We start from the raw sequence: 13,771 nt of genomic DNA on the forward strand, positions 1-13,771 counted from the left end.
CAAGAAAAGTAAAAGGCGGTTGAAATGATTTCAACCGCCTTTTTACTATCCGTAGCTATATTCTAAACGTCTACAAATAATCAAACTCCTGATCTTTAACCGCCAATAAATCCTCAGCTCCGGTTAATAAGTTGGCCTTAAACAAATCTTTTCTGGGTAATAACCTTTTTAGAAAAAATCTACAGGTGTTGGTTTTACCTGTTTTGATATTGGCATCTTGTGAGTGTCCTGCGGTGTCGGCCATGCTTAACCAAATCACCCCTAATAAACAATATGCGCTGTAATGCATAAAGTCGTATGCTGATGCGGCTAAATCCACAGCTTGTTGTTGCTTGATTTGAGTGGCAAGGGCAAACCACTCATTTAATAAGTCTGAAGCTTGTGTTTGTTTTTCGGTGTCTGACATTTGTTGGATTTTATGGTTAAACAAGTCAAAGGTATCTGCAAGCATAGACCCTTTGTCACGAGCCAGTTTTCTTGAAATGAGATCCAGGGCTTGAATACCATTAGTGCCTTCGTACAATTGAGTAATTCGAGCATCACGTACTAATTGCTCCATGCCCCATTCACGAATATAGCCATGACCACCATAGACTTGCACACCTAAATTACTCATTTCGGTGCCCATATCTGTCATAAAGCCTTTTACTATTGGGGTTAAAAAAGACACTACGTTTTTGGCTTTAGATTTAGCTTGTTGGTTGGCAAAACGTTCTATGTCCATTTGTTGGGCATACAGTAAAGCTAAGGCTCGACACCCTTCAGCTATGGCTTTTTGGGTTAATAACATTCTGCGCACGTCAGGTTGGTAAATAATAGGATCGGCTTTTTTGTCTGGGGTTTGTGCGCCTTGTGGTGCGCGAGACTGTAGGCGCTCTCTAGCGTAAGTGAGGGCGCCTTGGTAGCTGGCTTCTATTATGCCAAGACCTTGCAGACCAACTTGAAAGCGTGCGTCGTTCATCATGGTAAACATACAAGCTAGGCCATTGTTAGCTTCACCTACTAAAAAGCCTTTGGCATTGTCAAAGTTCATTACGCAAGTAGGGCTGGCTTTTAGCCCCATTTTTTTCTCTATGCTGCCTACTGTGACTGAGTTTTTTTCACCTAGGCTAGCATCATCATTGGGTAAATATTTAGGGGTTAAAAATAAGCTAATGCCTTTTACCCCAGGCGGTGCATCTGGCAGCCGCGCAAGGACTAAGTGCACTATGTTGTCGGTCCAATCATGATCGCCAGACGAGATGAAAATTTTGCTGCCAGTAATATTAAAACTGCCGTCTTGGTTTGGTACGGCTTTAGTGCTTAGCAAACTTAAGTCTGTGCCTGCATGAGGTTCGGTTAAGCACATAGTGCCTGTCCATTCACCAGATATGAGTTTGGCCAAATAGGTTTTTTGTAATGCCTGGTTAGCATGTTTAGTGACGGCCAGTACTGCACTTTCGTTAAGCATGCCAGTTAATCGCCAACTTAAATTGGCTGAATTTAACATTTCGTGTACCGGCACTGCGACTGTATTGGGTAAGTCTTGGCCATCAAACTCAGCACTGCCTAACATGGCATTCCAGCCATTGGCTATGTAATCTTGATAAGCTGCGGCAAAACCATCTGGGGTAGTCACTTGGCCGTCTATTAACTTGGCCCCTTGCTCATCTCCTTCGCGGTTTAGTGGCGCAATAACTTCTTGGGCAAACTTGGCTCCTTGGCTCAGGATTTCGTTAACTAATTCTTGATCAAAATCTTCTAGCCCTAATGAATTATAGTGTTCAGACAACTTTAACCAGTGGTGCAATATAAATTGCATATCTTTAAGTGGAGCAACATAACTTGGCATATCAGACCTATTTTAGTTATTAACCTAACTTGATTGTATCGGGATTTTGCTAAAGTGTGAGGTTAAAATACTTATAGTGTGGATTAAATGTAGTGATAATGCACAAAGTTGAGTTTGGCTTTAGGTTAAGGTTTTAATAAAGTTTAGGGAGCGTTGAAATCGATTTGGGTGAAAGCCTGTCTAACTTTAATCAAATCACTTTGCTCGCTCCATTGTTGGGGTTGTATAGCAAAAGGATCGATAAGGGCAATCTGAGTTAGGTTTCTACTGGCAAAGGCAGGTAAGCTAAATTCTGTCAGCTCTTGAGCGTAACTATCGGTAATTGCACAACTAAAGTATTGTACTTGGTGAGAGTCTGTCATTAATAGTTGGCCGACTTCTACATTTAAACCTGTGGCTTTCCAAACCGCTTGATGAGCATTGCATTGCCCACTTAGATTAGGGTTTAAGCGCTGTTGTGGAAGATGCCAAAGCTCGCTTGAGTCGTTTTGCAAAGCTAATAATTGGCCATTATGTTTAATTAAACAAGCAGCTGCACTGGCTTGTTTATATTGAATGTTTGGGTGGGTACGGCACATGGGGGTAGCGGGATTGTCTCTGCTACAAGCAAAAACAAAAATTGTTACAACCATAACGCTAAAAAGTGCTCTTATTTGCAAAATCTTAAGTACAATAGTTTGTATTATCAGTAAGTATTACATTAACTAACTGGTTTTCCAGCAATTTATTTTACTAGTAAAGTAAATGGCTGTTTGGCCATTCATTTTTTCGAATTTTTCATTAGGTAATTACATGTTAAAAGCAATTAGGTTTTCTCCGCTGTTGTTAGCGGTATTGTTGTGTACAGGACTAGTGGTGTATTTATACATGCCACAAGAATCAACAGAAGTAGTAAGACAAGGAGGCGAAACCACAGTAGTTGCGCAACAAATAGCCTTGCAAGAGTTTGAAGTGGCCATTGAGGCCTTAGGTACAGCTAAGGCAAATGAATCTGTGGTGATCACCACACAAACCTCCGACATAGTGCATAAAATTCATTTTGATGACAGTGATGTGGTGAAGCAAGGGCAGTTATTATTAGAGTTAGACAATCAAGAAGAAAAAGCCAGACTTGCAGCGCTAAATGTCACCTTAGAAGAAGCCAAACGCCAACTTAAACGCATAACCAATTTGGCCAAAAGTAATGTGGCGTCTGAACAATTGTTAGACGAGCAACAAGCCAAAGTAAAAGAATTAAGCGCGCAAGTGTTAGTGGCAGAAACCCAATTAGCTCAGTTAGAAGTTAAAGCCCCCTTTGCTGGTGTGTTGGGCGTAAGACAAATTAGCCAAGGTGCCTTGGTTCGCCCAGGCGACCAAATTACCACTTTAGATGATATTCATACCATTAAAGTCGATTTTGAGATTGCTGAATCGCACTTATCAAGTTTAGCCTTAGGTCAGCTAATTCGGGCTACCTCAATTGCGTATCCAGGAGAGGTGTTCAGTGGCAAAATCGTTAGCATTGGCTCGCGGGTAGATCCTAATACCCGAGCCATTCAAATTCGCGCCACTATAGATAATCAATCACTAAAACTACGACCAGGCATGTTGTTGCAGATTGTTTTGCAAAAACAAGTGTTGCAGTCGTTAGTGATCCCCGAAGCTGCCTTAGTGCCGGTAGAAAATAAACAATTTGTGTTTGTGGTGAACAACCAAACTGCTAGCAAAGTAGAGGTACAAGTGGGTCGCCGTAAACCTGGGGTGGTACAAATATTAGGTGGGTTAGAACCTGGAGATTTAGTAGTAGTACAAGGGGCGTTAAAAATACGCGAAGGCTCAAAAGTAAAAGTTCTATTAGAAAAAGGGCAGGGCTAAGTCATGTTTTTATCTGATGTGTCGGTTAAACGACCTGTCTTTGCTTCGGTTTTAAACCTGCTTTTGGTGGTTTTTGGCATAGTCTCTATTAGCTTTTTGAGCTTGCGAGAATACCCTGATATTGATCCACCTATAGTCTCTATTAACACTAACTATCCAGGTGCTTCGGCTTCTATTGTTGAAACCCGTATTACCCAATTGCTCGAAGATCGCATTAGCGGAATCGAAGGCATAAAAAATATTTCTTCTACCAGTAGTAATGGACGTTCATCTATTAGCATAGAGTTTAACTTATCTAGAGATATTGATGCGGCCTCAAATGATGTGCGTGAAAGGGTAAGTCGGGCCCTGAATAACTTGCCAGATCAAGCGGATCCGCCTGAGGTATCTAAATCTAACTCTGATGAAGATGTAATTGTTTGGTACAACTTACGCAGTGACAATCTATCGGTGATGGAACTCACCGATTACGCCGACCGTTTTATAGTTGATCGTTTGTCTATTGCCGAAGGTGTGGCTCGTGTGCGCCTTGGTGGTGGTCGTAGTTATGCTATGAAAGTATGGTTAGATCGTAATGCCATGGCAGCCAGACAAATTACTGTGACCGACATTGAAAACGTGATCCGTTCGGAAAATGTCGAATTACCCGCCGGCGAAGTGCAATCTATAGATCGTGACTTTGAAGTTCGTGTTACTCGTAGCTTTTTAACCCCAGATGACTTTGCCAATTTAACTATTAAAGCCAGTGCAGATGGGTATCTAGTTAAATTACATGAGGTAGCAAGAGTAGAATTAGGCGCTGAAGACGACGAAACAGAATTTCGTGGTGGCGGTGTCAACATGATTGGGCTTGGCATAGTTAAACAATCTAAAGCCAACACCTTAGACGTTGCGCGCGCGGCTAAAAAAGCCATTAAACAAATTGAACAAACCCTGCCAGATAACATTTTTATTGTTAACAGTTACGACTCTTCGGTATTTATCGAAGCCTCTATTAACGAAGTGTACGAGACTTTGGCCATTGCCATTTTTATGGTGGTGTTAGTGATATACGTATTTTTAGGCAATATTCGCGCAACTGTGATCCCGGCTGTCACTGTACCGGTTTCGCTGGTTTCGGCTTTTATTGTGATGTACGCCTTAGGCTTTAGTATCAACTTGTTAACCTTGTTGGCCCTAGTCTTAGCCATAGGACTAGTAGTAGATGATGCCATAGTGGTGTTAGAAAACATTTCTAGGCGAATTGAACTAGGAGAGCCGCCTATATTGGCAGCATATCGTGGCGCCAAAGAAGTGGGCTTTGCGGTTATTGCTACTACGTTGGTATTGATAGCGGTATTTGTTCCGTTAATATTTTTGCAGGGCAATATAGGTAGGTTGTTTACTGAGTTTGCCTTGGCTATTGCAGCAGCAGTAGCATTTTCTAGTGTTACCGCCCTAACTCTATCGCCTATGTTGTGTTCGTTGTTATTAAAAAGACGTCAGAAAAAAAGTGGCTTTGCACATTGGGTAGATAATAAATTTCATTTAGTAGAAAAACGCTATTTTGAAGGGCTAGCCACCACTATTCACCAGCCTTGGATTATGGCGATTTTAGTTGTGGTAAGCATAGTAGCACTGTTAAAACTGGCAGAAATATTGCCAAGCGAATTTGTTCCTAAAGAAGACAGAGGTAACTTTTTCATTAGTGTGCAAGCTGCTGAAGGGGCCAGTTTTGAAAGCAACGCCGCCAATATGAAAAAGATTGAAAAAATCTTACTTGAATATGCCGACAGCGGTGAAGTGGATAGAGTATTAGTGCGTACCCCAGGCTTTGGTGGCTCTGCTGGCATAGGCATAGTGGGCATGCCCTTAGGTGACGACCGTAAACGCTCTACCTTTGAACTGATGGACGAAATTAGTGTTAGGCTAGCGGAAATCCCAGATGTGCGCGCCTTTGCCATTATGCGCAGCAGTTTAGGCGGCGGTGGATTAGGTCGGCCTGTGCAATTTGTATTGCAAGGAAATACCTATGAAGAGCTGGTGGAATGGCGTGACATAATTTTAGATAAGGCCAGAGAAAACCCTAATTTACTGCGCCTAGATTCAGACTTTAAAGAAACCTGGCCGCAATTGTTAGTGAACATTGATAAAAACCGCGCAGCCGATTTAGGTGTGTCGATCAGTGACATAGGCCGCACCTTAGAAACCATGTTAGGGCAAAGACGCGTATCTACCTACCTTGATAGGGGGCAAGAATATGATGTGATCATGGAAGGTGAGGAGTCGGACTACCGCAGCCCGCAAAGTATAGAAAATATATATGTGCGCTCGAACCAAACTAATCAGCTGATCCCGTTAGATAACCTGCTTAAGGTTGAAGAAGGGGCCACCTCTTCTAGATTAAATCGTTACAATCGTATGCGCAGTATTACCATAAGCGCCAACTTGGCCGATGGCTACACTGTGGGTCAAGCCTTGGCCTATTTACAAGATATAGTGAAAACCGAATTACCGGATGAAGTCTCTATTGACTACAAAGGTGAGTCGCAACTTTACCAAGAGTCGGGCAATTCGATCTTGTTTATTTTTGCTTTAGCTTTAGCCGTGACCTACCTTATTTTGGCTGCTCAATTTGAAAGTTGGATACATCCCTTAGTTATAATGCTCACTGTGCCTTTGGCGCTGTTAGGGGCTTTTATAGGCTTGTATTTTTCTGGCATGAGTCTCAACATTTACAGCCAAATTGGTTTAGTGATGTTAATAGGGCTAGCGGCTAAAAATGGTATTTTAATTGTAGAGTTTGCTAACCAACTACGTGATGCTGGGATAGAGTTTGAACAAGCCCTTAGGCGAGCTGCTGCACAACGTTTACGTCCTATTGTGATGACAGGCTTTACTACAGTGTTTAGCTCATTACCCTTAGTGATGGCTAGTGGTGCGGGTGCTGAAAGCCGTACTGTAATTGGTATGGTGATTTTTGCTGGTGTATTAGTTTCGGCATTTTTAACCTTGTATATAGTGCCCACAGCTTATTATTTGCTGGCTAAAGGCACAGGCTCGCCTAACGAAAGAGCCAAACAAATTGCCAAGTTAAGCCAAGACATACCTTACAAAAAGGGCCAGTAATAATCTTGCCCTTACGCATTTGCTAAGGGCGAGTATCACAGCTTAAATTAGGCAAAAAAAAACCTCAGTTTATAACTGAGGTTTTTTTTATCTTGAATCGACTTATTCGTCTAAGAAACTCTTAAGCTGTTCAGAGCGGCTAGGGTGACGCAATTTACGTAATGCCTTGGCTTCGATCTGACGAATACGTTCACGGGTTACATCAAACTGCTTACCTACTTCTTCTAAGGTGTGGTCAGTGTTCATGTCTATACCAAAACGCATTCTTAGTACTTTAGCTTCACGCGCGGTTAGGCCGGCTAACACTTCTTGAGTGGCGTCCTTTAAGCTGCCACCTGTAGCCGAATCGAGAGGCTGTACTATAGTGCTGTCTTCAATAAAGTCGCCTAAATGTGAATCTTCGTCATCACCAATAGGGGTTTCCATTGAAATCGGCTCTTTAGCGATTTTTAAGACCTTACGAATTTTGTCTTCTGGCATTAACATACGCTCAGACAACTCTTCAGGAGACGGCTCACGCCCCATTTCTTGCAACATTTGACGAGAGATACGGTTAAGTTTGTTAATCGTTTCAATCATGTGTACAGGAATACGAATGGTACGTGCTTGGTCGGCAATAGAGCGCGTAATAGCCTGACGGATCCACCAGGTTGCATAGGTAGAAAACTTATACCCACGTCTATATTCAAATTTATCAACGGCCTTCATCAAACCAATGTTACCTTCTTGGATAAGATCCAAGAATTGCAGTCCACGGTTGGTGTATTTTTTGGCAATTGAGATAACCAAACGTAAGTTGGCTTCAACCATTTCTTTTTTCGCTCGGCGTGCTTTTGCTTCGCCAATCGACATACGACGGTTAATGTCTTTAATATCCGCAATGATAAGGCCGGTTTCTTCTTCAACCGCGTTCATTTTGCTGATAGCACGTTCAAGCTCTTCTTGGTGCGCACGCATTTCTTGTGCGTAAGGCAAGTTTGAATCTAAAATTTCGAATAACCAATCGGTAGAGGTTTCGTTTCCAGCAAAGGCTTTAATAAAGTCTTTCTTAGGCATTTTGGCAGTGATCACACAATGCTTCATTACAATGCGCTCTTGCACACGAATGCGGTCCATCATGCTGCGCATGTTTTTAACCATGCGATCAAACTGTTTAGGAGTAAGTCTAAATTCTTTAAAGACTTCACTCAACTCGTTGATTTGCACACGGGCATCTTTATGCGAACGGCCTTTGGCGTTGATTACATCGCGGGCTTTTTCGTACTGTAAACGTAGCGCAGTGAATTTTTCACGGGCTAATTCTGGATCTGGACCTGTATCTTCTTCTTCTTCGTCTTCATCATCGCCATCATCGTCTTCGTCATCTAATTCTTCTTCAGATAACTCAGAACCTACGTGTGTAGCGGTAGGAGCAACATCTTGCTCGTTAGGATCAACAAAACCTATGATGATATCGCTTAAACGAATTTCTTCAGCTTCAAACAAGTCCCATTGGTCTAATAAATGGGTAATGGCTTCTGGGTATTCAGCAACTGAACACTGAACTTGATTGATGCCTTCTTCGATGCGCTTGGCAATGACAATCTCGCCTTCACGAGTAAGAAGTTCAACTGTTCCCATTTCGCGCATATACATACGCACAGGATCAGTGGTTCTTCCAATCTCACTTTCTACTGTTGCTAGCGCTTGAGCCGCGGCTTCTGCTACTTCTTCATCCGTGTCACTTTCTTGCATCAACAACTCATCTGAGTCAGGGGCAGTTTCAAATACCTTGATGCCCATGTCGTTGATCATGCGGATGATGTCTTCAATTTGGTCTGAATCGACAATATCTTGAGGAAGGTGGTCGTTAACTTCCGCAAAAGTCAAATAGCCTTGTTCTTTACCTTTAGCAATGAGGAGTTTTATCTGCGACTGCTTGCTTTGCACCATATAACTTACACTTCTCGAATTGGTTGAATATTTATCTAAAACCTCTGTTACAGAGGGTTTACGCTGTCTGTTGCTGTCACTACCCAGTATGTACTTTTTATTACTGCGGTCTTAGCGAATTCGCCAGTATAGCAGACTCAGTAGGGATTGGGCTAGATATTGGGTCATTTTTGTTCTTTTACAAGTAGGTTAAGCTCTTGTTTTTCTTCGTCGGTTAATTTACCCACCCTAGACTTAGAAAATAGCTGTTCCATGCGGCTTTGCAAATGCCAATCAAGTAATTTTGCAAAGCTGTCTTCAAATACCGCAAGCTGATTCTGTTCGGCATATTCCCACATCATCAATTTAGCTAAGTGCTGACTTTGTTTATGTCCTCGAAAATGCTCTAACACTTGAGCGGTTTTAGCTTGAGGCCGAGTTGCACAAAAGTTGTATAGCTCAATTAACATACTCATGCCAGGCACTTCGACTGAGGCTAATGCGCTAGGGTTGGCATCAGGGCATTTGGCGGCTAAACCTGGATCGTCTAACAATAGACGGATCATCATGCGAACCGGCGAAATGGTGCTTTTATTTGGGGTGTTAAAGTCGAGTTTTTGCGGGTGTTTATGTTGATTGGCTTTGGCGATGTCACGATCTAATTTATGTTTGTTTTGATCACCCATAAACTTACTTAAATCAGCACTTAACATGTCGCGGATATTGTCCCCAACAATTTGTTCAATCAGTGGTAGTGCTTCGGCTTTTAATGCGGCCTTGCCTTCATTGCTACCCACCTGATGACGTTGTAACAAGTTGTCAAAAAAGAATTTTGATAAAGGCACGGCATCGATATTGAGTTTTTCTTCAAAGGCGTCTTTGCCTATTTGTCTAACAAGGGTATCGGGATCTTCACCATCGGGTAAAAATAGAAACTTCATTTGTACCCCATCTTTTAAGTAGGGCAGTGCGTTTTCTAATGCTCGCCATGCTGCTTCGCGTCCGGCTCTATCACCATCGTAGCAACATACTACTTCTGAGGTGGCTCTAAATAACATTTGAATGTGTTCTGGAGTCGTGGCCGTGCCTAACGAAGCCACCGCATAGTCAATTCCAAATTGGCCCAAGGCCACCACATCCATATAGCCTTCAACTATCATCACTCGAGCTAAATTACGATGCGCTTGTTTGGCTTGATAAAAACCATATAACTCATGGCCTTTGTGAAAAATTCGGGTTTCTGGAGAGTTAAGGTATTTAGGCCCGCCGTCTTCTAACACTCGGCCACCAAAACCAATAACCCGCCCGCGTTTGTCGCGAATTGGGAACATAATACGGTCGCGGAAAAAATCAAAGCGACGTCTGTTGTCGTTTTCGGTTATCAGTTTTAAATCGAGCAATTGCGCTTGGTAAGCCGGACTAACACCAAAAGTTTTTAATACGCTGTCCCACTCAGGCGGGGCATAACCCATATCAAAAGCTTTGACAATTTCGCCACTTAACCCGCGTTTTTTTAAATATTGCACGGCTTTGTCTTTTTCTGGGTGCACACGCAGTTGTTTAGCAAAATATTTAGCGACTTTTTCCATTAGTTCGTAGTCGCTTTCTTTTTGCTGCTTTAATTCAGGTGAAGGAGAGGGAGCCCCACCTTTTTCGCGAGGCACTTCAATACTATGGTACTGAGCCAGTTCTTCTATTGCTTCAGGAAACTCTAAGCGGTCAAATTCCATTAAAAATGAAATTACATTGCCATGCGCGCCACAACCAAAACAGTGATAAAACTGCTTGTCTTGACTGACGGTAAAAGAGGGGCTTTTTTCATTGTGAAACGGGCAACAAGCTTGATGGTTACGCCCAGCTTTTTTTAGCTTTACGCGACTATCTATTAATTCAACTATGTCTGTGCGTGCAATAATATCGTCTATAAATTCGCGGGGGATACGACCAGACATTTTACCTTCTCAATAAAAACAACAGTGTAGTATCATAACCTTGAAAACAAATTTAAAACATAAAAAAACCGCATCTTAGTGCGGCTTGTTTTTATGCTTAGTTTGCAATTAGGCGTTTAGCTTGGCTTTAATCTTGGCACTTAGCGGGCCCATATCGGCTCGGCCTTGGACTTTAGGTTTTAACCAGCCCATTACTTTACCCATATCTTGCATACCTGCGGCTTGGGTAGCCACTATCGCTTCTGATATCAGACTGTCTAATTCAGCTTCACTTAATGCCTGCGGCAAGAAATCTTGCAAAATAGCAATTTCAGCTAATTCTATATCAACCAAATCTTGACGATTGGCGGTTTCAAATTGACTAGCTGCGTCTTTACGCTGTTTTACCATCCTAGTTAACAACGCGAGAATGTCGCTGTCGTTAAGCTCTATACGTTCATCAACTTCACGTTGTTTAACCCCAGCTAAAACCATACGAATTGTTCCAAGACGAATTTTGTCTTTGGCACGCATCGCATCTTTTTGGGCATTTTTTAAATCATCTAATAACGACATGGAATGACTCAATGAAAACGAAAAAGGATGTGTGATAAAACGACTTAAAACGCGTTATTAAATAATAACGCGCTTCAGAAGAGATTTAGTACAATCTGATACGACGAGCGTTTTCGCGAGACAACTTCTTCAAAAGACGTTTTTTCGCAGCAGCTTTCTTACGCTTACGTTCCCAAGTAGGCTTTTCAAAAAATTCGCGGCGACGAACTTCTGAAAGTACACCTGCTTTTTCACATGAACGCTTAAAACGACGCAATGCAACATCAAATGGTTCGTTCTCTCTAACTTTAACGATTGGCATTAAACTCTTACCTCAAAAATATAAACTATATCGTACCGGCACAAATTATAGCCAGCTCGGTTAAAAATGGTGCGGCATTCTAATCATTGACAAACTAGAAGTAAAGCCTTGATGAGGGAAAAAGCAGATAATTTCTAAGAATTGTCAGATTAAATTGGCTGTTTTAAAGGGTTTAAGTAAAATGCAGGCAGATTTACTCAAAAAGTTTTTAAATTTATGCGTGTGTTAGGTATTGAAACATCTTGTGATGAAACCGGTGTGGCGATTTATGATCAACATCAAGGTTTGTTATCTCATCAATTGTATAGTCAAGTAAAGTTACATGCAGATTATGGTGGCGTTGTGCCAGAGTTGGCCTCTCGCGATCATGTGCGAAAATTAGTCCCGCTTATTAAACAAGCCCTAAAAGAAGCAAATTCTAGCCAAGCAGACATAGATGGTATTGCTTTTACTAAAGGGCCAGGTTTAGTTGGTGCCTTGCTGGTTGGTTCATCTGTTGCGCGTAGTTTGGCCTATGCCTGGAATAAACCGGCAGTGGGAGTGCATCATATGGAAGGGCATTTATTAGCACCCATGTTAGATGAGCCTGCCCCAGCCTTTCCATTTGTTGCCTTATTGGTGTCTGGTGGGCATTCAATGATGGTTAAGGTGGCAGGCATTGGTCAATACCAAGTGCTGGGCGAGTCAGTAGATGATGCAGCCGGAGAAGCCTTTGATAAAACCGCTAAATTATTGGGCTTGGATTATCCCGGAGGCCCACTTTTAGCCAAACTTGCTGAACAAGGTGAGCCTGGGCATTATCAATTTCCTCGTCCTATGACCAATAAACCAGGGTTAGATTTCAGTTTTAGTGGGCTTAAAACCTTTGCTGCTAATACCATACGTGATTCAGATGGCTCACCACAAAGTCAGGCAAATATTGCTTATGCGTTTCAAGAGGCGGTGGTCGATACTTTAGCCATTAAATGTAAACGGGCACTCAAACAAACAGGATTAAAACGTTTGGTGATTGCTGGCGGTGTGAGTGCCAATAAACAATTGCGTGGTGAATTAGCTAGCATGATGCAGAGCATTAAAGGTGAGGTGTTTTATCCTAGATTAGAATTTTGTACCGATAATGGTGCGATGATCGCCTATGCAGGGCTGCAAAGATTATTGGCTGGAGAAACAGAAAGTTTAACCACTAAAGCCAAACCACGTTGGTCGTTAGAAGACTTAGCCGCTATTTAAGTCGGTTTTTAAAGGATGACTTGGGCTCTTGATGTCGGCATAACCTAATAATATTAGCTTTATGCCGCCAAATTATGAGCAAGCTAAGTAGACAAACGGCTAACGCATATTCGGGCTTTAATAACCAAGTGAAAAAGGGTGCTAAGGCTACAGTAATTACCGCAGCTAGCGACGAATAGCCGCTAAACCAGAGTATAACTACCCAAGTTAAAATTAATAAAGCAGCAAGATCTAAACCTATTGGCAGTAAAGCACCAAAAGCCGTAGCAACCGCCTTGCCCCCCTTAAAGTTAAAAAATAACGGATACATATGGCCTAAACAGGCCATGACTGCTACTAAAGCTAAAGAAATTGGCGCTAAGCCTAAATAATAACTTACCCACACTGGGATAGTGCCTTTTAAAATATCAAACACTAACACTAAAATGGCTGGTAGCTTTCCTCCTAGGCGTAACACATTGGTTGCCCCTGGGTTGCCAGAGCCTTGTTTTCTGGGATCGCCTAACTTAAATAGACGACAAATGATTACCGCACTGGAAATAGAACCTAACAAATAGGCTATGGCCAACATTAAGATTGTGAGTGCTGTCATGTACTTGTGTTAAAAGAATGAGTTACAATTTAGCAGAATATACTAAAGCTCAATAAAATGCAGCGCGGATCACAGATGGATAAAATTCATATAGAAGGGCTTGAGGTTTTAGCGTTGATTGGCGTTTATGACTGGGAGCGAGAAAACCAACAACGTTTGCGAGTTGATTTAGAGTTAACCGCCGACCTAAGCCTAGCAGGGCAAACTGATGACGTGCTTCATACGTTAAACTATGCCATGGTGGCCAAACAAGTTTCGGAGTTTTGCGCGCAAAGCCAATTTAAATTACTTGAAGCACTAGCTAGCCAATTGGCCTACAAGTTATTAGCTAATTTTCCCAGCCTACAAAGCATTAGGTTAAAAATCAGCAAACCAGATATTTTAGCCGGCGCCCAAAATGTTGCGGTAGAAGTGTTTAAGGAACAGTCAAATTGAGT

The 13,771-nt window shown here is 42.1% G+C and carries 11 protein-coding genes; 4 read left to right on the forward strand and 7 right to left on the reverse strand.

What is annotated here, in order from left to right; all coding sequences use genetic code 11:
* Nucleotides 1–70: 70 nt before the first annotated feature.
* On the reverse strand, nucleotides 71–1,831 hold the full coding sequence (locus ACVCDT_RS04005; protein WP_447131465.1) for an acyl-CoA dehydrogenase family protein: 1,761 nt from the start codon (nucleotides 1,829–1,831) through the stop codon (nucleotides 71–73).
* Between the two features lie 143 nt (nucleotides 1,832–1,974).
* Nucleotides 1,975–2,463, reverse strand: coding sequence for an NUDIX hydrolase (locus tag ACVCDT_RS04010; protein ID WP_447131466.1), 489 nt, complete (start codon nucleotides 2,461–2,463; stop codon nucleotides 1,975–1,977).
* Between the two features lie 160 nt (nucleotides 2,464–2,623).
* Between ACVCDT_RS04010 and ACVCDT_RS04015 the strand changes: the two genes are divergently transcribed.
* Together ACVCDT_RS04015 and ACVCDT_RS04020 are read left to right on the forward strand one after the other, a co-directional pair.
* On the forward strand, nucleotides 2,624–3,685 hold the full coding sequence (locus ACVCDT_RS04015) for an efflux RND transporter periplasmic adaptor subunit (protein WP_447131467.1): 1,062 nt from the start codon (nucleotides 2,624–2,626) through the stop codon (nucleotides 3,683–3,685).
* A 3-nt stretch (nucleotides 3,686–3,688) separates the two neighbouring features.
* Nucleotides 3,689–6,793 (forward strand): efflux RND transporter permease subunit, encoded by a 3,105-nt coding sequence (locus tag ACVCDT_RS04020; protein ID WP_447131468.1) that lies wholly within the window; start codon nucleotides 3,689–3,691, stop codon nucleotides 6,791–6,793.
* A 102-nt stretch (nucleotides 6,794–6,895) separates the two neighbouring features.
* On the opposite strand, the gene rpoD is transcribed toward ACVCDT_RS04020, so the two are convergent.
* The 4 genes from rpoD to rpsU form a co-directional block, all read right to left on the reverse strand.
* Nucleotides 6,896–8,815, reverse strand: a complete 1,920-nt coding sequence (rpoD, locus tag ACVCDT_RS04025; protein ID WP_447131672.1) for an RNA polymerase sigma factor RpoD — start codon at nucleotides 8,813–8,815, stop codon at nucleotides 6,896–6,898.
* A 74-nt stretch (nucleotides 8,816–8,889) separates the two neighbouring features.
* Nucleotides 8,890–10,656 (reverse strand): DNA primase, encoded by a 1,767-nt coding sequence (gene dnaG / locus ACVCDT_RS04030; RefSeq protein WP_447131469.1) that lies wholly within the window; start codon nucleotides 10,654–10,656, stop codon nucleotides 8,890–8,892.
* A gap of 108 nt (nucleotides 10,657–10,764) precedes the next feature.
* Nucleotides 10,765–11,211, reverse strand: coding sequence for a GatB/YqeY domain-containing protein (locus ACVCDT_RS04035; RefSeq protein WP_447131470.1), 447 nt, complete (start codon nucleotides 11,209–11,211; stop codon nucleotides 10,765–10,767).
* 85 nt (nucleotides 11,212–11,296) lie between these two features.
* Complete coding sequence (gene rpsU / locus ACVCDT_RS04040) at nucleotides 11,297–11,512, reverse strand: 30S ribosomal protein S21 (RefSeq protein ID WP_006991319.1); 216 nt, start codon at nucleotides 11,510–11,512, stop codon at nucleotides 11,297–11,299.
* Nucleotides 11,513–11,728: 216 nt separating this feature from the next.
* Between rpsU and tsaD the strand changes: the two genes are divergently transcribed.
* Complete coding sequence (gene tsaD, locus ACVCDT_RS04045; RefSeq protein WP_447131471.1) at nucleotides 11,729–12,742, forward strand: tRNA (adenosine(37)-N6)-threonylcarbamoyltransferase complex transferase subunit TsaD; 1,014 nt, start codon at nucleotides 11,729–11,731, stop codon at nucleotides 12,740–12,742.
* Here tsaD and plsY read toward each other — a convergent pair.
* Nucleotides 12,735–13,334, reverse strand: a complete 600-nt coding sequence (plsY, locus tag ACVCDT_RS04050) for a glycerol-3-phosphate 1-O-acyltransferase PlsY (RefSeq protein ID WP_447131472.1) — start codon at nucleotides 13,332–13,334, stop codon at nucleotides 12,735–12,737. The two genes, tsaD and plsY, sit on opposite strands and share 8 nt — an antisense overlap.
* A 75-nt stretch (nucleotides 13,335–13,409) precedes the next feature.
* Between plsY and folB the strand changes: the two genes are divergently transcribed.
* On the forward strand, nucleotides 13,410–13,769 hold the full coding sequence (folB, locus tag ACVCDT_RS04055; protein WP_447131473.1) for a dihydroneopterin aldolase: 360 nt from the start codon (nucleotides 13,410–13,412) through the stop codon (nucleotides 13,767–13,769).
* Nucleotides 13,770–13,771 lie beyond the last annotated feature (2 nt).

This window comes from Paraglaciecola aestuariivivens (genome assembly GCF_052983255.1).

Coding starts and splice junctions, on each gene's coding strand:
- ACVCDT_RS04005 (WP_447131465.1), bottom strand. CDS start 1,831: ATGCCAAGTTATGTTGCTCCACTTAAAGATATGCAATTTATATTGCAC.
- ACVCDT_RS04010 (WP_447131466.1), bottom strand. CDS start 2,463: ATGGTTGTAACAATTTTTGTTTTTGCTTGTAGCAGAGACAATCCCGCT.
- ACVCDT_RS04015 (WP_447131467.1), top strand. CDS start 2,624: ATGTTAAAAGCAATTAGGTTTTCTCCGCTGTTGTTAGCGGTATTGTTG.
- ACVCDT_RS04020 (WP_447131468.1), top strand. CDS start 3,689: ATGTTTTTATCTGATGTGTCGGTTAAACGACCTGTCTTTGCTTCGGTT.
- dnaG (WP_447131469.1), bottom strand. CDS start 10,656: ATGTCTGGTCGTATCCCCCGCGAATTTATAGACGATATTATTGCACGC.
- ACVCDT_RS04035 (WP_447131470.1), bottom strand. CDS start 11,211: ATGTCGTTATTAGATGATTTAAAAAATGCCCAAAAAGATGCGATGCGT.
- rpsU (WP_006991319.1), bottom strand. CDS start 11,512: ATGCCAATCGTTAAAGTTAGAGAGAACGAACCATTTGATGTTGCATTG.
- tsaD (WP_447131471.1), top strand. CDS start 11,729: ATGCGTGTGTTAGGTATTGAAACATCTTGTGATGAAACCGGTGTGGCG.
- plsY (WP_447131472.1), bottom strand. CDS start 13,334: ATGACAGCACTCACAATCTTAATGTTGGCCATAGCCTATTTGTTAGGT.
- folB (WP_447131473.1), top strand. CDS start 13,410: ATGGATAAAATTCATATAGAAGGGCTTGAGGTTTTAGCGTTGATTGGC.